Here is a 23,289-nt window from a genome sequence, read left to right on the forward strand (position 1 = left end):
AATGATCAAGACAATCTTGAAATCCACGGCGCTTGTCGGTGGCCTTCTTGCCGGGACAATGCTCACGGCTGGAACCGCGCAGGCGGAATCCCAGATCGCCTTCATTCCCAAGCTCGTGGGTGTCGGCTTTTTCACCAGCGGAGGCGCGGGTGCTGTCAAGGCGGGCGAGGAAGTGGGTGCCAAGGTCACCTATGACGGCCCGACCGAGCCGAGCGTCTCCGGTCAGGTGCAGTTTATTAACAACTACGTCAACCAGGGCTATAACGCGATCATTGTGTCGTCCGTTTCACCGGACGGTCTATGCCCGGCTTTAAAGCGCGCCATGGAGCGCGGCGTGTTGGTTATGACGTGGGATAGCGACGTGAACCCGGACTGCCGCAGCTATTATATCAACCAGGGAACGCCGGACCAACTTGGCAGCCTGCTCGTTGAAATGGCTGCAAAAGGTGTAACCAAGGAAAAGGCCAAGGTTGCGTTCTTTTATTCCAGCCCGACCGTAACGGACCAAAACGCGTGGGCAGAAGCTGCAAAGGCGAAAATTGCCAAGGAACATCCGGGCTGGGAAATCGTCACCACTCAATATGGCTACAACGATGCCCAGAAGTCATTGCAGACAGCTGAAAGCATTTTGCAGACCTACCCGGATCTCGACGCCATCATCGCGCCGGATGCCAATGCGCTTCCCGCCGCTGCCCAGGCGGCTGAAAACCTGAAGCGGGCCGATGGCGTTACCATTGTCGGTTTCTCGACCCCCAACGTTATGCGTCCTTACATCGAGCGCGGCACCATTCAGCGTTTCGGTCTCTGGGACGTAACGCAGCAGGGCAAGATCTCGGTCTTCGTGGCCGATCATGTCATTAAGAACGGTCCGATGAAGGTGGGCGACAAGCTCGATATTCCGGGTGTCGGCACGGTCGAAGTCTCGGCCAATAAGGTGCAGGGTTACGACTACGAAGCCGATGGCAACGGCATCGTCCTGCTGCCCGAGCGCACCGTCTTTACGAAAGAAAATATCGGCAATTTCGACTTCTGATCTTGCAAGCTGATTGCCGGGCGGCTGCGATCTGCGACCGCCCGTTTCTATTTGAACCGACAATGGATTTGCACCATGAAAAGCCGCTGGAACGACACCGATGCTCAACACTATGTGGATGCAGCGCTTGCTGCCGGCCACAGCGAGGCGCTTGGTCTTCGCATTTATACCTCGCGTATTATCGGCGGCGACCCCGATCTTGTCCTTCATGGCGGCGGCAACACCTCCGTCAAGGTAAAAGCGGATGACGGCTCTGAGTTGATGCACATCAAAGGCAGCGGATGGGATCTCGACACCATTGAGGCGCCGGGTCTTCCAGCTGTTCGCATGCCGGCCCTGCTTGCCACCCGTGACGGTGTGAGGCTCTCGGATCCGGAGATGGTCGCACTGCTCCGTTCAAGCCTCGTTGATCCGACGTCGCCCAACCCCTCCGTCGAGGCGCTGCTGCATGCTTTCCTGCCCTTCGCCTTTGTGGATCACACGCACGCGACCGCTATTCTGGCGCTCGCCGATCAGCCGGATATGCGCGATACGGTGAAACGTATTTACGGAAGCAGGGTCGCGTTTGTGCCTTACGTCATGCCAGGTTTCGATCTCTCGATCGAAGGCGACAAGATTTATCGGACCCACAGTGGCTGCGAAGGCCTCTGGCTGGAAAACCATGGCCTGTTTACCTTTGCCTCTACTGCGCGTGCATCCTACGAACTGATGATTGAGTTTGTGACGATGGCCGAAGAGGAATTATCGCGAAAGGGTATCCTTCTGTCCGGGCCGCAACGAAGTGATGAGCATCTCGAGCCCGGTTTGAAAGCGCGCCTGACAGAGGTTCTGTCCCAGAAACAATCGCCCTTTGCCACCGGGCTATTCATGGATTACCGCTCGACCGAAGCGATCCGGCACTATGTCCAGCGAGACGATGTCGAGGACGTCAGTCTTCGTGGGACTGTAACACCCGATCACGTTATCCGCATCAAACCCTGGCCGATGATCATCGAAGCTGACGCAGATGTTCCCGCGATCAAAGACGCACTGGCCGCGTACAGTGAGCGTTACAAAGCGTATTTTCAGCGCAACGCCGTCCGGGCACATGAGTCCAAGACCATGCTCGACGCCTATCCGCGCGTAATCATCGTGCGCAATAAGGGTATGTTGTCGCTTGGTATCAATGAAAAGGCGGCCAGGATCGGCGGGGACCTGTGCGAACAGGCAACCCGCGCTATCAATGCTGCAGAAGACTACGGACGCTTCACCCCAATCGGCGAGGCCGATTTGTTCGACATGGAGTATTGGTCGTTGGAGCAAGCAAAACTGAAATCAACCTGAACGCCCGTGCGTGTGGACTTACACTTGGCGGGGGAAGGCCTCGGCGTCGGGGGCGTTGGCCCAGCTCTGCAGGGTTTGCCCTCCGTCGATCAGCCAGTCGACCCCGGTGACGTGACGGGCGTCGTCTGAGGCGAGAAACGCAACCGTAGCAGCCACATCTTCCGGTTGGCCGATACGACGCAAGGGAATGCGATCGGAAAACCGGCGGATTCCGGCCTCATACGCGGCATCATCCCCGGCGGGGACGCCAAGCCGCGTCTCGATGACGCCGGGGCAAACGGCGTTGACACGAATTTGATAAGGTGCGGCATCCAGCGCGGCAATGCGGGTAAGACCAACGATTGCATGCTTGGTCGATGCGTAGCCCGCACCGCCGGCCAGCACGTCCCAGCCCGCCATGGAGGACCCCATGTTCACCACCGCACCCTGTATCTTGGCCTCGATCATCACGGCAAGTGTCGCGCGCAGAACGTAGAAAATACCGTTGAGATTGATAGCGACGATGTGGTGCCAGTCCTCGATGGCAAGCTCATGAACCGGTGCAACCTTGCCCGAGATCCCGGCATTGTTGAACAGCGCATCGATGCGGCCAAAATGTGCCGCCACGTCGCCGACCATGGATGACGCTGATTCAGGATCCGCCACGTTTACAGCAAATGCTTTCGCTCGGTTGCCGAATTCCGCAGCCAGCGCCTGGGCCCTGTCGACATCAATATCGGCAACAGCAACGCGGGCGCCCTCGGCGATGAAACGGCGCACGGCCGCACTCCCGATAGCTCCGGCAGCACCTGTAACCAGCACGACTTTGTCCACGAACCGCATCATTGCCACTCCTCTTGCATGCTCAAATCTTCAAACCGGATAATCCCGCCATGAATAGCGCGGCGCAAACTTGAGCAACGCTTGCGCAGCAGAGGTGTCGATCAGTGCTGCATAGTCGTCCATAGGCTTGCGAATGGGGGTGTCTGCATAGGCCTGCGCGACAAGGTCCGCACTGGCACGGTCCATATAGCTGTCAGCCGCGCTGATGAACAACCGAGCGTGGCCGGTTACAGGTCTTTCCACGGCCGCCACAAAGGCCGCGGCAGCATCCCGCACATCGATATAGGCCCACAGGTCGCGCGCGGCATCGGCGTGCAAACGTCGCGGGCCGATGGCCGCATGAAACGTGTCCGGTGTCTGAATCCACGGCATACGCAGGCTGACGGCGGAGAATGCGTTCCGTCGAACCATTGTCTCTACCAGTTCTTCGCCCAGCCATTTTGTTGTTGCGTAGACGTCCTGCGCGCCGATTGGATGCGCTTCGTCGACCGGCAAGTAAGCCGGCACAACTGGCGTCTCGTAAAAAGGGAAACCGAGCACACTGAAGGACGAGGCATAAACGAACCGCTCAACGTCACAAAGACGCGCGGCTTCGACGGCGGCGTACATGGCGGCCATGTTGATACGAAACACGTCGGTCGCTGCCCGGCCTGTCGGTCGTGGAACGGCGGCGATATGAACGAGCGCATCCATGCCTTTGGCCAGTTGTGCGACCACCGCAAGTTCACCGGCTTCACCAGCGACATGAGACCAGCATGCACCTTCTGGTGGTGCACTCACGTCGAGGCCGGTAACGTCATGGCCTTGTTCCATCAGACTCGCAGCGACATGACGACCGAGCAAACCACTCGAACCGGTCACAAGTATCCGACTCATTTCGCAATCCTTCGTCGATCAACGATGTTGCAGAGGTCAAATCCGAAGATAAGGATGAGCTTTGCAACTCGCTGGGGGGTGAAACATGACATCACTGGCACCAAATTAAAAAACGACCGGCCTCGGCTACAGTAGTCCCTGTTCACATCATTGATGGTCATACGATTACGTCTTATCCGATACTTGATGTCAAGGCCGCTCATCGCTCTTTGGTTTGATACCCGATAAGGGTCATGTCCGCCCTGTAAGCTTGGAAGTATCGCGAAATTCCCACAAGGGACGCAATAAACCACTTGACTTCATCGGGCTTCGCTTGCTTGTTTGATCATCAATGAGTTTTGCGAATGCCGTTCTTTCTCGCAACCCCGGAGATGCCTATGTCGCTCGACGTCTTTTCTGCTCATCTGGAACAACAGGACATCCGCCTGGATGGAAAGCGCAGTGCGGTTATCGTCATCGATATGATCAACGAATTTTGCAAGCCGGGGGGCAAGATGGTGCTGCCGGGCTATGAAGCTCTGGTAGGCCCGCAACTGGCACTGGTGGAGGCTGCGCGAGCAGCTGGTGCGCCTGTTTTATGGGTTCATGATGCGCACCGTCCGGGAATGCGGCATGAACGTGAATGGGCAAAGCGCACGCCGCACGGGCTTGAAAACACTTGGGCAACCGAAATCATTGAGGACCTGGGGGCAAGGGAGACTGACATTCACGTCACAAAGCGCCGATATTCCGCATTCTTCCAGACAGATCTCGATCTTACCCTGAAGGATATGCAGGTTGATCAGCTTGTCATCTGCGGTGTCGTTACCAACATCTGCGTTCGCTCCACTGTGCATGACGCATTCTTCAATGGATACGAAGTGGTCGTACCGGCGGACGCCTGTGCTGCCACAGGGCCGCGAGAACAGGAGAGCTCGCTCTATGACATCGCCACGCATTTCGGCATCGTTTCCGATACGAAATCTGTCGTTGCCGCATACAGCCGGGGCACCGCGCTGACCAACATGATTGCGGCCTGAACGCATTGCAAGCAGTAGCAACAGCTTAATTTTCAGTTTGATTGCTGCAAAATATATCCGTTGAATGGAAGACCCTTTGAATAAAATCAGTCCGAGCTCCCCCGACGCTTTACCGCTGGACGAGAGCGACCAGAACGCTGCTGTCGAGCTTCCCGCATTGGGGCGTGATGAAGTCCAGGCTTATTATGCGCGTACCGGTTATTCGCTGGAGCATCACGCGGCGCATTTGCTGCGGCGCGCGCACCAGCGGGCGACGGCCTGCTTTCAGACTGTCATGCCCGGCGACGACCTGACGCCAACGCAACTTGCCGCGCTCGCAACCCTGCTGAAACACGGCGAGCTGTCCCAGAACCATCTTGGCCGCATGACGCAGATGGATCCCTCTACGATCAGCCTCGTCGTCAAGGCGCTGATGAAGCGCGGACTTATTGCGCGTAAGCGCTCGGATACCGACCAGCGCATGACGATGATTACGTTGACCAATGCGGGGGTACACTACACCTTACCCCTGCTCGACCGCTCCATGCAGGTGGCACGCCTGCTTTTGTCACCTCTCTCGCCCGGTGAGCAGGCAACACTGCTTGACCTTTTAATCAGGGTTGGTGGACCGGAAACGGACTAAGACCAGCCAATCTGCAGGCGCGGTCGGCACCGACATGCGTCTTTCGACGCAATACTGCCAAGCTCTTATCTGCAAGCCTTGAGGACATCCGACGATGCAGCCATCCTTCGACCGCCTTCTCATCCGAAACCTTGGCCTGGTGATCACTGGCGACATTGCGGCTCCAATCGAGAAAGCTGACGCCATTCTTGTTGAAGGCGGGCGGATATCTCAAATCGGCTGCGAAGCGGCCATGGCGCTCCCGGACGACATCACGGTGATCAATGCCAAGGGATCTGCCATCATGCCAGGCATGATTGACAATCACTCTCATCCCGCCATGGGTGACTGGACACCGCGACAAAACCAGCTTGGCTGGATTGACTCCACCTTGCATGGCGGTGTGACGACACTGGTCTCCGCCGGAGAAGTGCATGTGCCCGGACGTCCGAAGGACGTGATCGGCGTCAAAGCCTTGGCCATCACGGCCCAGCGCGCGTTCAGCGCGTTTTCGCCGACCGGCATGAAGGTGCTGGCCGGCGCATTGATACTGGAACACGGACTAACGGAATCCGACTTCGTGGAACTTGCAGCTGCGGGCATCACGCTTGTTGGTGAGGTCGGCTTGGGGTCCGTCAAGGACGGAGCAACCGGTCGGCAGATGGTAAGCTGGGCGCGGCAGAACGGCATGACGTCCATGACGCATGTCGGCGGCCATTCCATACCCGGCTCGGCGCGCATCGGCGCGGAAACCGTGCTGGAGGTCGATGCCGATGTCGCCGCTCATTTGAATGGCGGCCCGACGTCCCTGCCTGAAGCCGAGCTCCGTCTCATCTGCGAGAAAAGTTCTCGCGGGCTTGAGATTGTCCACAACGGAAATATGCGTGCCGGCCTTTTTGTGCTCGATACCGTGCGCGAGGTCGGAGCTCTCGACCGTCTGGTGCTCGGTACGGACGGGCCCGCAGGCTCAGGCGTCCAGCCGCTTGGCATGCTCCGGCTCGTCACCATGCTGGCGTCTCTCGGCAATCTCGCGCCGGAAGTTGCGATCTGCCTTGCCACAGGTAACGTTGCACGTCTGCGCGGTTTAAAGGACCGGGGACGGATTGCCGTGGGCCTTGCCGCCGATCTTGTCTTCATCGATCAGGCGATGGGCGGCGCCGGCGACGGTGTTCTTGACAGCATGACGCTTGGGAATATGCCGGGCATCGGCATGATTCTGGTGGATGGGGTGCCCCGTATTACCCGCAGCCGCAACACGCCGCCCTCAATCCTCGTACCGGAACTTCTGGCCGGGTAGGAAGGCACATCAACCGCTTCGATCAGCGCCGACGGCGCTGGACGATTTCCAGTGGAAATTACGTCGTTTTGACGTCTGGACAATCCGACACAACAGGCAGTTGGCAGGTCCAGTGAAACACAGGATCTGCCGTCGGATCAGACCATACCATCCTTGCCGATGACCTTGTCCACTGTCAGGCCGCCGACGCGTGGATGCGGTCGGCCACTGTCGGTAACTGCGATCGCCACCGCTATTTCGTCGGCGCGGGGAGCATCGGGCACGCGAACCTCCATGCCATCGAAATGGCTGCGCACGCGCGCGGCATCCTTGTGTCCAAGCGGGATATCGAAGGTCGCCCCCGGCGCACCGCGCTTCTTGGAGGAGGGAATCAGCGCTGCGCCACCGCCCAGAATTGACCGAAACGGTGCACCAAGCTCGGGATGCATCAACGCGGCTGCGTGTTCCAACTCACCATCTTCCCCGACAAGCACAGCCTTGCCGAAACTTTCGACCCGTGACCCCTCAATGCCTAAGGCCGCCACCGCCCTCTCCGGCAAAATATGCCCGAGTACCCGGCCAACAGCTTCGAGCGGTGAAAGATCCTCGACATAGCGACCGGCGAAGGGGTTGTGGATAACAGCGACGGATGCCGCACGCCTCGTCGGTTTGTTGAGCGTTCGTCCCCCTTCAACCAGCGTTTCTTCAACCACGGTTATGATACGGCGCAATCCTATTGTCGTGTTCTCGGTCATCTCAGGCCATCCTGACCCTTGATTTCGCTGGCCTTCAATCCGCCAACACGCGCATGCACACGTGGACCTGTGGTCATCGCCAGAGCGAGTACCATCTCATTTGCTCGCGGCGCGTCGCCGATACCCACCTCAACCGCATCGAAATGGCTACGGACGTATGATGCGTTGATATGGGTAATCGGGACATCGAGGCGCGTGCCCGGTCCGCCGACCTTCTTGGTCGAGGGAACGATAGCACGGGCATCACCCAGCAATTCACGCATGGAATAACCGCCCGGATTATGCCAGAGGGCTGCGTGTTCCAGCTCTCCAGCCGACCCGACGATCGCGCCCTTGCCGTAGCCTTCAACCACAGCTGGATCGCCACCCAGAGCAGCGATCAGGCGGCGCGCCATCTCCAGCCCAAGCGGCTTCAGGTCGTCCATAAAAGAGGCGATGTCCTCGACATAGGCACCGGCAAACGGGTTCTCAATCACCGCAAGCACGCAGGCGCGCCGCAGAGGCGTCTCAGTGACCGGACCTCCCTCATGGAAAATCTCATCCACTGAAACGACGAATTTGCGTACGGTCACGTCTGCCATGCATCCCTCCAACTTGTTAGAGTAGTAACAATCCATCGTGGTCGGGCATTGTCAAGTCAGGTCGTTAAAAAACCGGCACAATACACTTTGCTGTCGAACGAAGTGTCGCCAAGACGCAATTGTTGGCAGCTTTATCGACAAATGAAAAAAACCCGAAAAAGCGATTGACAAGAACTGATAGTCGACACAATATTCGTATGACCATCAACTAATTCGGCTTTAAGACCGTGGATGGATTTGCCGTTAAGGCTACCAGAGGGAAGAACCACAATGAAGATTTTTGCCCGCTTCTTAGCGGCCGGCGTCGTGCTGGCAGCATCCGCCCTTCCGTCCGCTGCTGCCGAGAAGGTCCATATCGCGGCCATTTCAGGCTATTTCGCACAAGGGTTCGGCATTTCCATTGTTAATGGGCTGAACAAGGCCAAGGACGATTTCGGCATCGATCTCAAGCTTGTCGACACCGGCAATCGGGCGCTCGATTATGAGGAACAATTCGCCAATCTCGCCAAAAGCGGCCAATATGATTTGATTTTTGTCATGGGCTGGGAACTGGTGGATGCGTTGCAGAAGGTGGGTGCCCAGTATCCCAACCAGCGGTTTGTCTTTATCGACGGCGTTCTCGACGCGAAGACCATGGTCTACGCCAATTTCGCCGAAGAGCAGGGCTCGTTTATCGCCGGTGCGCTCGCAGGCCTTGTGCAAGACTTGGGGCCAGATTTCGACAAGATCGGCGATGGCAAGGCAATCGGTTTTGTTGGCGGCCGCGACATTCCAGTCATCCGCAACTTCCTCGGCGGTTACGAGCAGGGCGCGAAATATGCAGCGCCCGACGTGAAGGTGAATTCGGTCTTCGCAGGCACGTTCGACGACCCGGCAAAGGGTAGCGAACTTGCTATGGCGCTATACGGGCAGGGTGCCGACATCGTCTACAACGTTGCCGGTCCAACGGGCGAGGGCGTCATGCAGGCCAGTGCCGCCGCTGACAAATATTCGCTTGGGGTCGATATCGACATGTGCTCCACTGCGCCCGGTAATGTGCTGGCCAGTATGCTGAAGCGCGGGGACGTCGCTGTCTACGCCATTATCAAGGACGAAATTGAAGGGCGCAAGGTCATGCCGGGAACGCGTACCTTCGATCTCGCCTCGGGCGGCGTCGAGGTGAAGGTGTGCGACGATGTCGCAGCAAAGCTCCCGACTTCGGTCAAGGAGAAGCTGGAGGCCATCCGCGCGGATGTGGTCGCTGGCAAGATCCAGATCGCCCGCGCGAAATAAGACGGTCCGGCCTGACGGCGGGCAATGTCCGCCGTTCACGGCTCGCAGCTCTACTTCAACCGGCGACACGAGCGCGCGCCGCGCATTCAACCAGAGGTACGTCGACGACTGTCGACGTACGTTTCCAGTCTTTCGTGCGTGAACCACCGCCTTTCCTCTCCTGCCTCGGTATGCTTTATGGACTTTGCCGTCGATCTTACTGGTATCACCAAGCGCTTCGGCGCGTTCACCGCCAATGACAGTATCAATCTTACGGTTCGTCGCGGTGAAATTCACGCGATTATAGGCGAGAACGGCGCCGGTAAAACGACGCTGATGAACATCCTGTTCGGCCTGCTGCAACCGGATGCCGGCAGCATCGCGATTGGCGGCAAAACAATGCTGATCGATAGTCCTGCGGTCGCTATCGCTGAGGGACTGGGCATGGTGCACCAGCACTTCAAGCTGGTGCCCTCGCTGACAGTGGCCGACAATATTTTTCTTGGCATGGAGATACGAAAGAACGGACTGATCGACCGGGCAGCGCAAGTGGAGCGCACTCGCTTTCTTTCGGAAAAGTTCGGCTTGCGGGTCGATCCGCAAGAGCGGGTGGCGGGGCTTTCGGTTGGCATCGAGCAGCGCATCGAAATTCTTAAGGTTCTGGCGCGCAACGCACGAACCATTATTCTTGACGAACCCACTGCCGTTCTGACCCCGCAGGAAAGCCATGATCTGTTCCAGACGTTGCGGGGCTTCGTGGACGATGGCATGACCGTCATCTTCATTTCGCACCACCTTGAAGAGGTGATGGCGGTTTCCGACACTGTCACCGTGCTTCGCGACGGCCGTGTCGTTGCCACGAAGGCAAAGAGCGCGTTGACCAAGCGTGAACTTGTGCGGCTCATGGTAGGCCGCGACATCAGCTTCGACCGTCGTCCCCGAACTCGAAACGATGGCGCTGTGGCGCTCAACGTTACTGATCTTTGGGCAAGGGACGACCGGTGGCTACCGGCTTTGAAGTCGGTGAGTTTGACGGTCAGCTCCGGGGAGATCGTCGGCATAGCCGGGGTCGCCGGCAATGGGCAGACAGAACTTGCAGAGGTTCTCGCGGGGCTGCGGCCTGCAAGTAACGGCAGCGTACAACTTCACGGACACGACATCCTCGACCGGACACCGGCCGAAATCCGCAACCGCGGGCTTGCCCACGTTCCGGGGGACCGTATGGTGCGCGGTGTCGACCGCGATGCAACTCTGTCCGCAAACATGCTGATGGGTCGTCAAAAGAAAAAGCCATTTGCACGCCACGGCGTTATTGACTGGGCGGCGGTGCATGAGGCCATGCGCGCTCTGATTCAGCGATACGACATCCGCGCGCGCGGCCCAAAGGATCCGGCGCGCAGCTTGTCGGGCGGCAATATCCAGAAGGTCGTGCTGGCGCGAGAGTTCACGGCCGGTGGGGACGTGCTTCTCATCGACCAGCCCACCCGTGGTGTGGATATCGGGGCGCAGGAGGCGATTCATGACGAAATCATGCGTCAACGCGCCGATGGCCGCGCCATCCTTCTCATATCCACCCAGCTCGATGAACTGAAGGCGCTGGCCGATCGGATCCTTGTGATGTTCGATGGCCGGATTATGGGCAGCGTCGATGGAGCAGAAATGGACGAGGACGCAATCGGACTGATGATGGCCGGGATCAATCCGGCAGACATGACGGAGGCCACATGACGAACCGCCTGCTCTTCCGAGGGCTCTTTTCCAAAGGGCTGGCGCGAACGCTGATGGGCCAGGCACTCGCCTTCGCCATCGCGCTGGCGCTGGGCGCAATCATCATTCTCCTGATCGACGAAAGTCCGGTCGCTGTCTTCCTTACACTGATGCGAGGCGCATTCGGCGACACGGAAAAGATTGCGGGAACTCTGCTGCAGACGACGCCTATCCTCATTTGCGGTATTGCCGCCTGCATTGCCCTTCGCGGTGGAATGTTCAACGTCGGTATCGAGGGACAGCTTTTTCTCGGCGGGTTCGCCGCCGCCTGGGTGGGCTTCGCCTTTTCACTGCCGCCCGTTCTGCACGTGCTTGCCGCTATGACACTGGCTGTGGTTGCCGGTGCGCTCTGGGTAGCAATTCCTGCGTTTTTCCGAGTTCGTTTCGGCACCGACGAGGTGGTGTCGACCATCCTTGCCAATTACATCGCGACGCTACTCACGTCCTATCTGACCATCTTTCTCTTTAAACGCCCGGGCGGATGGTCGGAAACGCCACCAATCCTGCCGAGCGCATATTTGCCGGAACTGTTTTCTTTCTCGCGGCTCAACATTGGCTTGCTGATCGGACTGGCTCTGGCGGTCGGCGTTGCCGCCTTCTTCCGCTGGACGTCTGCGGGCTATGCCGTGACGATGGTCGGCTCTGCGCCCAAGTTCGCGGAATATGGCGGCGTCAATGTGCGTCGCGTCGGCTTTGGCGTCCTGCTCGTGTCGGGTGCCGTTGGCGGCCTAGCAGGCGGGGTCGAAACGCTCGGCGTTCACCACAGGTTTATGGAGGGCTTTGCGCCCGGCTTCGGTTTCGATGGACTCATCGCGGCTCTGCTGGCCAACGGCTCGCCCATCGGCACCATTTTTACGGCACTGTTTTTTGGTGCGCTTAGGGCAGGCTCCCTGCTGCTCGAGGTTGATACCACTGCTTCGCGCGAGATCATAACGGTCATTCAGGCGCTGATCATCCTGGCCGTATCTGCCGATCTCATGATGCGCCGACGAGGCGACCGCACTGGAGAGCGCCGATGGAAATTCTGAGCAACCTGTTCAACGTTGCGCTGTTGGTGGCAACCATCCGCACCACGACGCCGATCCTGCTGGTAGCCCTTGGCGGCTCCTTCACCACCAAGGCCGGAATCTTCAACATCGGCCTGGAAGGCCAGATGCTGATCGCCGCCTTCTTTGCCGTCGTCGGCTCGATTTATACAGGCTCGTCTTTGGGCGGAATGGTCATCGGTGTTTTCGCCGCCCTCGTCTTCGCCCTCATCTATGCCGTGCTGGTGGTCAGTTTCCGGGCAAACGAGGTTGTCGTGGGATTGGCGCTCAATATTCTGGCTGGCGGCATCACCGTTTCGCTCCTGAAGGCGATTTTCGGAACACGCGGCTCCGTGGTCGGGCGTGGCATTGTCGGCCTGCCGAAGGTGCAGATCCCCGGTGCGCGCGATCTGCTCGGACCCTCAACCGCACAGCTGATCTCGGGCTATACGCCGCTCGTCTACGTCGCCTTCCTCGCCGTGCCGCTTCTCATCATTTTCTACAATCGCACGCGGCTCGGCCTCTACATACGCGTGGTCGGCGAAAAGCCGGAAGCGGCCGAGGCGCTGGGTATCTCCATCGTATGGATCCGCTATGCGGCATCGCTGCTCTGCGGCCTGTTCGCCGGACTGGCGGGTGCGCACATGTCGCTCGGCTACATCACGATGTTTACCGAAAACATGTCCTCCGGACGAGGGTTCATGGCGGTCGCAATTCTCATCTTTTCTGGCGGCGACCCGCTGAAGGTGCTGGCTGGCTGTCTGCTGTTCGGCTTTGCCGATGCCTTCTCGCTCCGGCTGCAAACCTTCGGCTTTCCGTCTTACCTGGTTCTGGCGGTGCCATACGCTGTGGCGCTCGTTGCCCTGTTCGCGCTGTCCTGGCGCGCGCGGCCGAAGCGGATCCGCGAGACGGTCGAAACCATCCGCCGTGCCCTGTCCGTCCATCGCTCCGGGGAAGCTGATCGCGACGCGCCGCTTCCCCGTTCCTGAAATCTTGAGACCTCGAAGGCTTCCCATGCAGCGCATCATTCTCGACGTGGACTCCGCCGGCGACGACATTCTCGCCGTGCTGTTTGCCGCCGCCCATCCCGACATCACGCTGGAAGGCATAACGACCGTCACCGGTGCAGCGGGCCCGATCAAGCAGGTAACGGATGTCGTCCTCAACACGCTTTCACTCGCCGGACGGGACGACATTCCAGTCCATGCCGGTGCGTGGCGACCGATCGTCGGCCATGCGAAAGCGGCAATGGAAGCTCCAGTCCACTTTGAAAAGCGGCTGACGGCGCGCTTCGGCGACCGTTTGAAGGCGTTTAATCCGAAGGCACCGGAGCCGAAACGGCAGGCCAATCCCAAACACGCGGTCGATTTCATCATCGAGACGGTTAAGGCCAGTCCCGGCGAGATCACGTTGATCACCACCGGGCCGACAACCAACGCGGCGCTTGCGTTCCTTCAAGAACCCGAATTACCAAGACTTTTGAAAAACATGTTGGTGCTTGGCGGCAATTTCACCACGCCCGGCAACATGACGCCGTTGTCTGAATATAATATTTGGGCCGATCCGGAGGCGTCCCGCATTGTGCTGAACGCTGACGTCGAAAAGATTTTGGTGCCGCTGGACATCTGTGAGGACAACCGCGTCGCCGATAGCATGTTGACCCGTGACGATCTCGCCGACATGGCATCCAGCACCACCGACAATCCTGTCATCTCGATGATCGGCGATGTTTTTCCAATCTACATTGACATCTGGCGGGAATTTTTCGGCCTGGTCGGCTTCCCGATGGACGATGTCATTACCGTTGCGCTGGCGTTCGCGCCGGATCTGGTGACCACAACCGCACCGCTCTTTGCCGATGTGGTCATCGAAAAGGGCGTCGCGCGGGGACAGGTGGTCGCCTATCGCGGCCACCAGATCCTGCCCGGGGGTGATGGCCCTAAAACCACCCGTATCGCCATCGGCCTCGATGGTCGCCGCTTCCTTTCTATCTTCAAGGCCACCATGGCGCGCTTTGCACGCACTGCCGGTCTTGGTACCGCAGCCTGAAGGACCGTTTCCGATGCCGACACCCATCCTCTACGACTGCGATCCGGGCCATGACGACGCCATAGCCCTTGTTATGGCGCACCGCTCGCCAGATATCGAGCTTGTTGGCGTAACCACCACGTGCGGCAATGCCGAACTTGAAAAAACAACCTCCAACGCCATCCGCATTCTGGACTATATTGGTGCCACCGACGTGCCGGTTGCAGCGGGCTGCAAAAATCCGCTCGCCCGTCCGCTGGTGCTGGGAACAGCAGATGGCCCGAGCGGTCTTGAAGGTTCTCCATACCTGCCGATGCCGCAACGTGAGCCGGTCAGCCAGCATGCGGTGGATTTCCTCGCAATGAAGCTGCTCGAAGCGCCCGAGCCGATCATCGTCGTGGCGACGGGGCCGCTGAGCAATATCGGCCTGCTTGTCCTCAAGTACCCAGAGGTGCTGGCGAAGATCAAGGAACTGATCTGGATGGGCGGCGTGTTCTACCGCAAAAGCGAAATCATAACGCCGACAGAGTTCAACGCCTTCTGCGATCCGGAGGCCGTGAAACTGGTCCTGGACAGCGGCGTGCCCGTAACCATGGTCGGGCTCGATGTTACCATGCAGGTTCTGGTCGAGGAGGCCGAATACGAGGAACTTGCGACGATCGACACCGAGCTTGGCAGGCTCGTCATGGACTGGCTGCGCTTCTATGAGAAGCTGCATCGCAATTCCATGGGCGTTGGCGGTGCAATGCACGATCCTCTGGCGCTGGCGCTCGTGATAGACCCGACGCTGGTGCGCACGAGACCGGCGCACATCGCGGTTGACCTTGACGGGACTTTCGCCTTTGGCGCCACGGTTGCTGATTTCTGGAAGGAACGCGGTGAGCCAGACAATGCCCGCATTGCCTACGAGGTTGACAGTGACCGCTTCTTCAAACTGATGTTCGACTTGCTGCGCGATGCGCCCGGGACACCGTAATTGCTCGTGATGTGTATAGTACCTGCATCTGGGTGAGGACCGACAGAACGGGAGGAGTAATAGCGGTGGCTTATGATCTCGCCATCATCGGAGGCGGAATTGTCGGGCTTGCGTCCGCGCTGGAAATATCAACCCGTCTTCCAGGACTGTCCATCGTGGTGCTGGAAAAGGAGGCCGAGGTTGCAACACACCAGACCGGGCGAAACAGCGGCGTGATCCATGCCGGGGTCTATTATCAACCGGGCAGCCTCAAGGCGCAGTTTTGCAGGGAAGGCGTGCGGACGACGATCAATTTCTGCCGCGAGTACGGCATTCCGTTCGAGCAGTGTGGAAAGATGCTCGTGGCAACCGCCCCTGACCAGATGTCGCGTCTTGCAGCTCTGCAGGACCGATGCCAACAAAACGGCTTGCCTGTGGAACGGCTGGATGCAATGGAGCTTGTCCGTCGAGAACCGCATATTCGCGGCGTCGGAGCCCTGTTCGTGCCGACCAGCGGCATTGTTGATTACGGGATGATTGCCCGCAAGATGGCAGAAATCCTGACCGAAAGGGGCGTCGAGATCCGTACAGGGGCCGCGGTCGTTACCCTTCGCGAAGACGTCGACGCCGTTCGTATTAAGCTTCTGAATGGAGAGATCCATGCTCGGCACGTTATCGCCTGCGCGGGTATCATGGCCGACAGGCTGGCGCGGCTTTGTGGCCTCGAACTCGACTTCCGCATCGTGCCTTTCCGCGGCGAATATTATCGGCTGGGGTCCGATCAGGACCGGATCGTCAACCATCTGATCTACCCTGTTCCCGATCCCGCGCTGCCATTTCTGGGCGTACACCTTACAAAGATGATTGGCGGCTATGTCACAGTGGGGCCGAATGCGGTCCTCGCCTTTGCGCGGGAGGGATACCGATTTTTCGATGTCAATATCCGCGACCTCAAGGACATGATTGCCTATCCCGGTTTTCGCCGTCTCGTGCGCAGCAATGTCCGGTCGGGCCTGTCGGAAATGGCCAATTCGCTCAGCAAACGGCGTTATCTCGCGCTCTGCCGTCGCTACTGCCCGGAGCTGAACCTGAGCGACCTTCTGCCTTACCGGTCCGGCATACGCGCGCAGGCGGTTCTTGCGGACGGGAGCCTTGCCCATGATTTCTTGATACGCGAAACCCGCCGAACGATTCATGTCTGCAACGCTCCGTCTCCCGCCGCAACATCCGCGATGCCGATTGCCTGCAATCTCGCCGACCGTGCCGCCGCGTTGTTCGGGTGGCACGCAGGCGGTAACAGGGGCTGAAGCATTTCCAGTGAAAACGAAGTCGTTTTCACGTCCGGACAATGCGACAAAACAAGGAGTCAGAGCACTTCCGGTGAACACGTGTTCACCGGAAGTGCTCTGGATGTGATAAGAAGCATCACGGTAAGATGACGTAGTGTCAGAACGCGATGTGACGCAAGACGAAACAGAATGTGCGTGCGCCAAATGTTCGGGCGCGTGGATCAGACAACACGGAGAGCGACATGAGCGACACGGCACCCTTTTCCTGGAACGATCCCTTTTTGCTCGATGATCAATTGAGCGACGAGGAACGTATGATCGGCGACGCCGCACGGGCCTTCGCGCAGAATGAACTCTCTCCAAGGATCAAGGACGCCTATCTTGATGAGACGACCGACCCGGGCCTCTTCCGCGCCATGGGCCGCGCGGGACTGTTGGGATTGACCCTGCCGGAGACGTATGGTGCAGCCGGGGCGAGCTATGTCGCCTATGGGCTGGTGGCCCGTGAGATAGAGCGCGTGGACTCCGGCTATCGCTCCATGATGAGTGTGCAGAGTTCGCTGGTAATCTACCCTATCTATGCCTATGGCAGCGAGGCGCAAAAGGATCGTTATCTTCCCGGTCTTGTCTCAGGCGACCTGATCGGATGTTTTGGCTTGACCGAGCCCGATGCCGGCTCCGACCCGGGCGGTATGAAGACCAGAGCCGAGAAGACAGACACGGGCTATCGGCTGCATGGCACGAAAATGTGGATTTCCAACTCCCCCATCGCCGACGTCTTCGTGGTCTGGGCCAAATCGGCTGCGCATGACAATGCCATTCGCGGGTTCATTCTGGAAAAGGGCATGGAAGGGCTGTCAGCCCCGAAGATTGGCGGCAAGCTCAGCCTGCGTGCCTCGATCACCGGCGAGATCGTCATGGAGGGCGTTGAGGTGGATGAGGATGCTTTGCTACCGGGCGTCTCCGGCCTGAAGGGTCCTTTCGGATGCCTGAACCGGGCGCGTTACGGCATTTCATGGGGCGTGATGGGGGCTGCCGAAGACTGCTGGGAACGGACCCGTGCCTATGGTCTCGATCGCATACAATTCGGGCGGCCACTTGCGGCGACCCAGCTGTTCCAGAAAAAGCTTGCGGATATGCAGACGGAAATCGCGCTCGGTCTTCAGGCTTCGCTGCGGGTCGGGCGTCTGATGGACGAACATCGCTTCGCGCCCGAGATGATTTCTCTGATCAAGCGCAACAATTGCGGCAAGGCACTGGATATTGCTCGTCAAGCCCGCGACATGCATGGCGGAAACGGAATCCAGATTGAATACCACGTGATGCGGCACGCCCAAAACCTCGAGACCGTCAATACTTACGAGGGCACGCATGATGTACACGCGCTGATCCTCGGACGCGCCCAGACAGGCTTGCAGGCGTTCTTTTGACGTCGTCCAATTCACGCTCAGCAGGAGTTTCCATCATGTCCGCACCGCTAGAAGGTCTTCGCGTGATCGAACTTGCTCGCATTCTGGCAGGGCCATGGATCGGACAAACCCTTGCCGATCTTGGAGCGGATGTCATCAAGGTCGAAAGCGCGGAGGGCGACGATACGAGGCGCTGGGGGCCGCCTTATCTCAATGACGGTCAGGAGGAGTCGGCGGCCTATTTCCATGCCTGCAATCGCGGAAAGCGCGGTGTCGTGCTGGATTTTGCAACGCAAGAGGGGCAAGCGACCGTGAAGGCGCTGATTCAGACGGCGGATGTCGTGATAGAGAACTTCAAGGTGGGAGGTCTGGCGAAATACGGGCTGGACTATGCCAGTCTTGCCAAAGTTAATCCTCGCTTGATCTACTGTTCAATCACCGGCTTCGGGCAGACCGGCCCGCAGGCGCACAAAGCTGGCTATGATTTCATGATCCAAGGTATGTCTGGAATCATGGACCTGACGGGTGAGCCCGATGGCCCACCGCAAAAAGTTGGTGTTGCCTTCGCCGATATCTTCAGCGGCCTCTATGGTGTCGTCGGCATTCAGGCTGCCTTGTTGCAACGGGCGCAAACGGGACGAGGACAACAGGTCGACATTTCACTGCTCGACTGCATGGGTGGCGTTCTCGCCAATCAGGCAATGAATTATCTTGCAACCGGCACCGCGCCCAAGCGGCTCGGCAACGCCCATCCCAACATCGCTCCCTACCAGACCGTCACCGTTTTGGATGGGCACATCATCATCGCTTGCGGCAACGACGCCCAGTTTGCACGTCTTGCCATCCTGCTTGACCTTGCCGACATGGCCCTCGATCCACGATTTGCAACGAACGGGGCGCGCGTCGAAAATCGTACTCAATTGACTGATGCGATCGAGGGCAAGACACGGCTATGGACGAAGGCGGATATTCTTGCCAGACTTGACGCGATCGGCGTTCCCGCAGGGCCCATCAACACGGTGGCTGAGCTGTTTGCCGATGCGCAGTTCACCGCGCGCAGGATGAAGATCGATGTCGATGGCGTACCGGGGGTTCGCACACCGATCGTGTTTTCAGATGCAGAGCTGGCTCTCTCTCGTCGTTCGCCACGGCTTGGCGAGCATACGGACGAAATTTTGAAGGGACTTTAGTGGCGATATGGATCAGATGTACCGTTCATGACGATCGTAACGGCTGACTCCAGTTTTACATCGCGCTAATCGAAGCCAGCTAATGCTACAATTGGATTCCATAATGGAAACAGACCCTGTAGGCTCGGTGAAAAAGGAGATTTGAGGTTTGACCGTTACAGCCGTATCCCGATGCCTGACCCTGTTGGAAATGTTGGCCAGTGAAGCTCAGTCTGTTGAGTTGTCCGATATTGCCGGGCGCCTCGATATGCCGGCCAGCGCAGTGCATCGGCTGCTGACGACGCTTGTCAACCACGGGTGGGTCACTCAGGATGCTACAAGCCAAAACTATGCCCTGTCTCTTCGACTGAGCACCTTGGCGTTCCGCAATCTTGATGCGCGAAATGTCCCGGACGTCGTTCAGTCCGTTTTGAATCGGTTGGCCACACAAACTCAAGAATATTGTCGCCTCGCAATCCTGGAAGGCCCGGATTTGGTGTGGGTGGCGCGTGCACAAGGTGCAACAACTGGGCTTCGATACGATCCGGACATGGGACAGGAGATCGTTCTTCACGCAACGGCAAATGGAAAGGCCTGGCTTGCCACATTGCCCGAGGAACAAGCGCTTGAAATTGTATATTCTCGCGGCTTCACGGCGAAACGCAAGCTTGGTCCCAATTCGGCTCAAACCATCGATGAATTGAGAATTCGGTTGAATGAAACCAGAGAACAAGGCTTCGCGACCTCTGTCGAAGAAGGAGAGGCTGGCACAGCCGCCGTGGCCGTTCCATTTCGGGCTAATTCGGACGTAGACGCGCCGGTGGCTGGGACGATTTCCGTAGCGGGGCCGCTCATGCGTATAACGGAAGATCGTTGGCCTGACCTTGCGCGCGCTCTTCATACGGCGGCGGCGGAACTGAGCTATATCTGGCCTGTCCGAACGCGTCAGCGGACCGTGACCCCGTTGATCGTGGCCGCAGGCGTAGTGCGGTAGCTACAACCCGCCGCTACCGAACTACACAACGCCGGAAGCGGCACACTCCCGTTGATATATACTTTTCTGACCGGTTGCTTTCAGGCGCGTAGATCGCTTTCTACACGCTATTCCGTCGCGCGTGATCGACGCGAAGTCCCCTGATTATCCTCCATGTGCGCTAACGATCTCGTCGCCCGCTACCTCCCCCGTCGTCCAGCAAATTACCGCGTGCAATCTCTATAAAAGTTCATTCAAGTTTGGACTAGATTTAAAATCTATTTTCATATTAGAATTAGTTTCCAATTACATTTTTGAAAAGGGAGGGCTGGAGATGAGCGTAACTCGATGGGAGGATGACGCCACTGTTTGGCATGGGCCAAACTACGGTGCGGAAGCATTGCAATACCATCCAGACGTTAAGTCGGCAGCGGTCGCAGGACGAATCATCACCTGCGTCGAAATTGTGGACTGGAGCGGCACCGGCACCAGGGACATGCTGATTTCAGCATGGGACGCCTGCTATGACGGGCGGGTCTTTCTGCGCCGTCAGATCGGAACAAACACCGACGGCACGCCTGTCTTGGGTGAAGAGGAACTGGTGGAAGGTGTGCGCGGCTACGTGACGGCGGTCACTGACGGGGATACTTTCCATCTTGTTTCTGCGTCTCGGCTGCGCAAGCAGATTTATGTCTTTCCCAATATTGGCAAGAAGGGTGCGCCGAAATTTGGCGATCCCGTCAGGCTCGATCTGGAGGTAGACTGGGTCAAGGGCAATGAATATTTTCATATGGCCCGCTTCCACGACATAGATGGCGACGGCGTGGCCGAATTGATTGTCGGCAGTGACTACTGGAACGACTACTGGCCGAACGGTCTGGAATGGAATGACGAGGGGTATCGCGGATATGACGATGCCGGTCGATGGCTAGGCGGTCCGCTGCGCGGCTTCCTATATGCCTTCAAGAACAGTGGCACGCTTTCGGCTCCGAAACTGGAAAAGGGCCACGCACTCATTGCTGGCGAAACGCCAATCGAGGTCTATGGCCAGCTTGCTCCGGCCTTCGGTCACTTCGGCGCGGAACGCCAGAGCATCATTGCCGGTGAGTTCTGGAACATTCTGCACATTGCCCGACAACGCGATGACGGCACTTTCGAACCGACCAGCCTAGTACGCACTATCGACGACGCGGTGCTGGAACTTGAACAGTGCATACATATACCCTGCGTCGTGGACTGGGATGGCGACGGCCGCGAGGATATTCTTTACGGCGCAGAGGACGGCTATATCAGCTTCCTCAAGAATATCGGCGATGGCGAGGATGGTCTTCCTCGCTTCGAACAGCGTGGCAGAATCGAGACCACGAAACCTCTGATCCATGCCGGCATTTTGCCAAGCCCGGCAGCTTACGACTTCAGCGGAGACGGGCATTACGATCTGGTCGTGGGTAACAGTACCGGCGAACTTCTCTTTTACCAGAGCCGGGAAAAGGACGGCACCATCTATCTTGACAGGGAGGTCATGCTAAAGGGCGGCGATAGGCCGATCCGACTTGCTGCCGGTCTTACCGGTTCGATCCAGGGACCGTCGGAGAAGATGTTTGGCTATTCTTGCCCGACACTGGCCGACTGGACCGGCAATGGCAGCATGGACATTCTCGTCAGCGACGTGACCGGCCGGCACCGACTGTTTCGCAATACCGGCGAAAAGACGATCCCGCCGCGCTTTGGCGAGGAGGAATTCCTCACATACAAGGGCAAGCCGCTGAAAACTGTCTGGCGGGTTAGACCGGCAGTCGTCGACTGGCTCTCAGCCAACGACCTTCACTATGTCGCGCTGGATGAGGACGGCGTTCTCAGCGACTGGAGGAAGGCCTCGGATACGGAACTCGTCGACAAGCGTTTCCTCCATTGGGAAAACGGTGATGCCATGCGTTTCACCGTGGATGTCGGCGGTGGGCGCGGTCGTGTGAAGCTTTGCTTTTGCGACTGGGAAGGCACCGGCCGCACCGATCTGATTTTCGGAACACATGCCCGCGCCTGCGTGCCGCCGGATCCGAAGACAGGCGCGCGGCGCAACACGACGAAACAGGCCGGTCTTTTCTACTCGCGCAATGTCGGGACACCGCAGGAACCGCGTTTTGCGTTTCCGGTTCCTATCAGGCACCGCGATGAGACCATTCAGATGGCAATGCATGTCGCTTCTCCGGAAGTCGTTGACTGGGCTGGTCGCGGCGTGCTCGACATCATCGTCGGCATCGAAGACGGCAGCATCGTCTGGCTCAAGCGCGAGGAACTGTCGTGGTAACGGGCGTCAACATTCGAGGAACAACCAAGCTGATCGGCATCATCGGCGACCCGATCGTCCAGGCGAAGTCGCCAGCGGCGGTCAACCCGCTCTTTGCGGCACGTGGAGCGGATATCGTCTCTGTGCCCCTCCATGTTCCTGCAAAGGATTTGTCTACAATTTGGGCCGGTCTGAAGGCCATGCCGAACCTTGTGGGGTTCGGCATTACCCTGCCTCACAAACAGACAGCCATCAGTCTGTGCGATAGCCTTGATCCGGTTGCGGCCCGGGTCGGCGCTGTCAACTTTGTTCGGCGTGAACGTGACGGGACATTTCGGGGCTATCAGTTCGACGGAAAAGGCTTTGTGCGCGGCCTGCAATCGAGAGGAATCGTGATCGAGGGGCGTCCTGCTCTGATCATTGGAGCGGGTGGCGCTTCGGTTGCTATAGCCTTTGCACTCGTCGAGGCAGGTGCCAAGAGCATTACGGTGTCCAACCGGACTTTCGATAAAGCCGACGCTCTGGCGGAGACGGTGAACGCCGACTTTGGAAGGAAGGTTGCTAAGGCGGGCAAAGCCAAGCCGGAAGCGGGTCAGCTGGTCGTCAATGCCACGTCGCTCGGCCTTCAGGATACGGACGCCCTGCCGCTCGATCCCGATTTGCTACAACCTGGAATGACATTTGCTGAAGTCATTGCCCAGCCGGAGACGACCAGGCTTCTCGCGCTTGCTGCCAAAAAGGGTGTCGCGACACATTCCGGGATGCACATGATTACTGGACAGGCTGACCTGACCGTCGATCATATCTGCGAGCTTTGGGCTTAGGTATCTGGGAACTGTCTGATCGGCAT

General features: G+C 58.4%; 21 protein-coding genes. 17 read left to right on the forward strand and 4 right to left on the reverse strand.

All coding sequences use genetic code 11. The features are described from left to right. The first annotated feature begins 1 nt into the window (after window position 1). Together lsrB and IFT84_RS10860 are read left to right on the forward strand one after the other, a co-directional pair. Window positions 2-1,033 carry an autoinducer 2 ABC transporter substrate-binding protein LsrB gene (lsrB, locus tag IFT84_RS10855; protein ID WP_192119252.1) on the forward strand — a complete coding sequence of 344 codons (1,032 nt, stop codon included), beginning with the start codon at window positions 2-4 and terminating at the stop codon, window positions 1,031-1,033. Between the two features lie 75 nt (window positions 1,034-1,108). Continuing rightward, entirely contained in the window at window positions 1,109-2,356 is a 1,248-nt protein-coding gene (locus tag IFT84_RS10860; protein ID WP_192119254.1) for a class II aldolase, read from the forward strand. 18 nt (window positions 2,357-2,374) lie between these two features. Here the strand turns inward: IFT84_RS10860 and IFT84_RS10865 are convergent, their stop codons facing one another. Both IFT84_RS10865 and IFT84_RS10870 read right to left on the reverse strand, forming a co-directional pair. After that, entirely contained in the window at window positions 2,375-3,181 is an 807-nt protein-coding gene (locus IFT84_RS10865) for an SDR family NAD(P)-dependent oxidoreductase (protein WP_192119256.1), read from the reverse strand. A 27-nt stretch (window positions 3,182-3,208) separates the two neighbouring features. Continuing rightward, entirely contained in the window at window positions 3,209-4,054 is an 846-nt protein-coding gene (locus IFT84_RS10870) for an NAD-dependent epimerase/dehydratase family protein (protein WP_192119258.1), read from the reverse strand. 377 nt (window positions 4,055-4,431) lie between these two features. Here IFT84_RS10870 and IFT84_RS10875 point away from each other — a divergent pair, with 377 nt between their 5' ends. The 3 genes from IFT84_RS10875 (at window position 4,432) to IFT84_RS10885 (ending at window position 6,971) form a co-directional block, all read left to right on the forward strand. Next, window positions 4,432-5,073: a cysteine hydrolase family protein gene (locus IFT84_RS10875; RefSeq protein WP_192119260.1), complete on the forward strand. Its 642-nt coding sequence runs from the start codon at window positions 4,432-4,434 to the stop codon at window positions 5,071-5,073. A gap of 76 nt (window positions 5,074-5,149) precedes the next feature. Further along, window positions 5,150-5,695, forward strand: coding sequence for a MarR family winged helix-turn-helix transcriptional regulator (locus IFT84_RS10880; protein ID WP_244651186.1), 546 nt, complete (start codon window positions 5,150-5,152; stop codon window positions 5,693-5,695). Window positions 5,696-5,789: 94 nt separating this feature from the next. Further along, window positions 5,790-6,971, forward strand: coding sequence for an amidohydrolase family protein (locus tag IFT84_RS10885; protein WP_192119264.1), 1,182 nt, complete (start codon window positions 5,790-5,792; stop codon window positions 6,969-6,971). Between the two features lie 137 nt (window positions 6,972-7,108). Here IFT84_RS10885 and IFT84_RS10890 read toward each other — a convergent pair whose 3' ends face one another. Then, complete coding sequence (locus tag IFT84_RS10890; RefSeq protein WP_192119266.1) at window positions 7,109-7,705, reverse strand: amino acid synthesis family protein; 597 nt, start codon at window positions 7,703-7,705, stop codon at window positions 7,109-7,111. Further along, complete coding sequence (locus IFT84_RS10895) at window positions 7,702-8,286, reverse strand: amino acid synthesis family protein (protein WP_192119268.1); 585 nt, start codon at window positions 8,284-8,286, stop codon at window positions 7,702-7,704. Before IFT84_RS10895 ends, IFT84_RS10890 begins: the two co-directional genes overlap by 4 nt. Window positions 8,287-8,556: 270 nt before the next feature. On the opposite strand from IFT84_RS10895, the gene IFT84_RS10900 reads away from it, so the two are divergent. The 12 genes from IFT84_RS10900 to IFT84_RS10955 all read left to right on the forward strand — a co-directional run bounded on the left by IFT84_RS10900 (window position 8,557) and on the right by IFT84_RS10955 (window position 23,263). After that, complete coding sequence (locus IFT84_RS10900; RefSeq protein WP_192119271.1) at window positions 8,557-9,558, forward strand: BMP family lipoprotein; 1,002 nt, start codon at window positions 8,557-8,559, stop codon at window positions 9,556-9,558. Between the two features lie 177 nt (window positions 9,559-9,735). Beyond that, a complete protein-coding gene (locus IFT84_RS10905; RefSeq protein ID WP_192119273.1) occupies window positions 9,736-11,265 on the forward strand; it encodes an ABC transporter ATP-binding protein in 1,530 nt (509 codons plus the stop codon). Beyond that, window positions 11,262-12,332 carry an ABC transporter permease gene (locus IFT84_RS10910; protein WP_192119275.1) on the forward strand — a complete coding sequence of 357 codons (1,071 nt, stop codon included), beginning with the start codon at window positions 11,262-11,264 and terminating at the stop codon, window positions 12,330-12,332. Before IFT84_RS10905 ends, IFT84_RS10910 begins: the two co-directional genes overlap by 4 nt. After that, window positions 12,320-13,318, forward strand: a complete 999-nt coding sequence (locus tag IFT84_RS10915; RefSeq protein ID WP_192119277.1) for an ABC transporter permease — start codon at window positions 12,320-12,322, stop codon at window positions 13,316-13,318. Before IFT84_RS10910 ends, IFT84_RS10915 begins: the two co-directional genes overlap by 13 nt. 25 nt (window positions 13,319-13,343) lie before the next feature. Continuing rightward, complete coding sequence (locus IFT84_RS10920; RefSeq protein ID WP_192119279.1) at window positions 13,344-14,378, forward strand: nucleoside hydrolase; 1,035 nt, start codon at window positions 13,344-13,346, stop codon at window positions 14,376-14,378. Window positions 14,379-14,391: 13 nt separating this feature from the next. After that, window positions 14,392-15,333: a nucleoside hydrolase gene (locus tag IFT84_RS10925; protein ID WP_192119281.1), complete on the forward strand. Its 942-nt coding sequence runs from the start codon at window positions 14,392-14,394 to the stop codon at window positions 15,331-15,333. A gap of 65 nt (window positions 15,334-15,398) precedes the next feature. Then, window positions 15,399-16,619 carry an L-2-hydroxyglutarate oxidase gene (gene lhgO, locus IFT84_RS10930; RefSeq protein WP_192119283.1) on the forward strand — a complete coding sequence of 407 codons (1,221 nt, stop codon included), beginning with the start codon at window positions 15,399-15,401 and terminating at the stop codon, window positions 16,617-16,619. A gap of 224 nt (window positions 16,620-16,843) precedes the next feature. After that, window positions 16,844-18,031, forward strand: coding sequence for an acyl-CoA dehydrogenase (locus IFT84_RS10935; RefSeq protein WP_192119285.1), 1,188 nt, complete (start codon window positions 16,844-16,846; stop codon window positions 18,029-18,031). Window positions 18,032-18,063: 32 nt separating this feature from the next. Continuing rightward, window positions 18,064-19,200: a CoA transferase gene (locus tag IFT84_RS10940; protein ID WP_192119733.1), complete on the forward strand. Its 1,137-nt coding sequence runs from the start codon at window positions 18,064-18,066 to the stop codon at window positions 19,198-19,200. A gap of 148 nt (window positions 19,201-19,348) precedes the next feature. Next, window positions 19,349-20,173, forward strand: a complete 825-nt coding sequence (locus IFT84_RS10945; RefSeq protein WP_192119287.1) for an IclR family transcriptional regulator — start codon at window positions 19,349-19,351, stop codon at window positions 20,171-20,173. A 313-nt stretch (window positions 20,174-20,486) separates the two neighbouring features. Beyond that, window positions 20,487-22,460, forward strand: coding sequence for an FG-GAP repeat domain-containing protein (locus tag IFT84_RS10950; RefSeq protein WP_192119289.1), 1,974 nt, complete (start codon window positions 20,487-20,489; stop codon window positions 22,458-22,460). Next, window positions 22,454-23,263: a shikimate dehydrogenase family protein gene (locus tag IFT84_RS10955; protein ID WP_342212863.1), complete on the forward strand. Its 810-nt coding sequence runs from the start codon at window positions 22,454-22,456 to the stop codon at window positions 23,261-23,263. Before IFT84_RS10950 ends, IFT84_RS10955 begins: the two co-directional genes overlap by 7 nt. The last annotated feature ends 26 nt before the right edge of the window (window positions 23,264-23,289 follow it).

This window comes from Rhizobium sp. CFBP 8762 (genome assembly GCF_014841565.1).
Lineage (GTDB): Bacteria > Pseudomonadota > Alphaproteobacteria > Rhizobiales > Rhizobiaceae > CFBP-8762.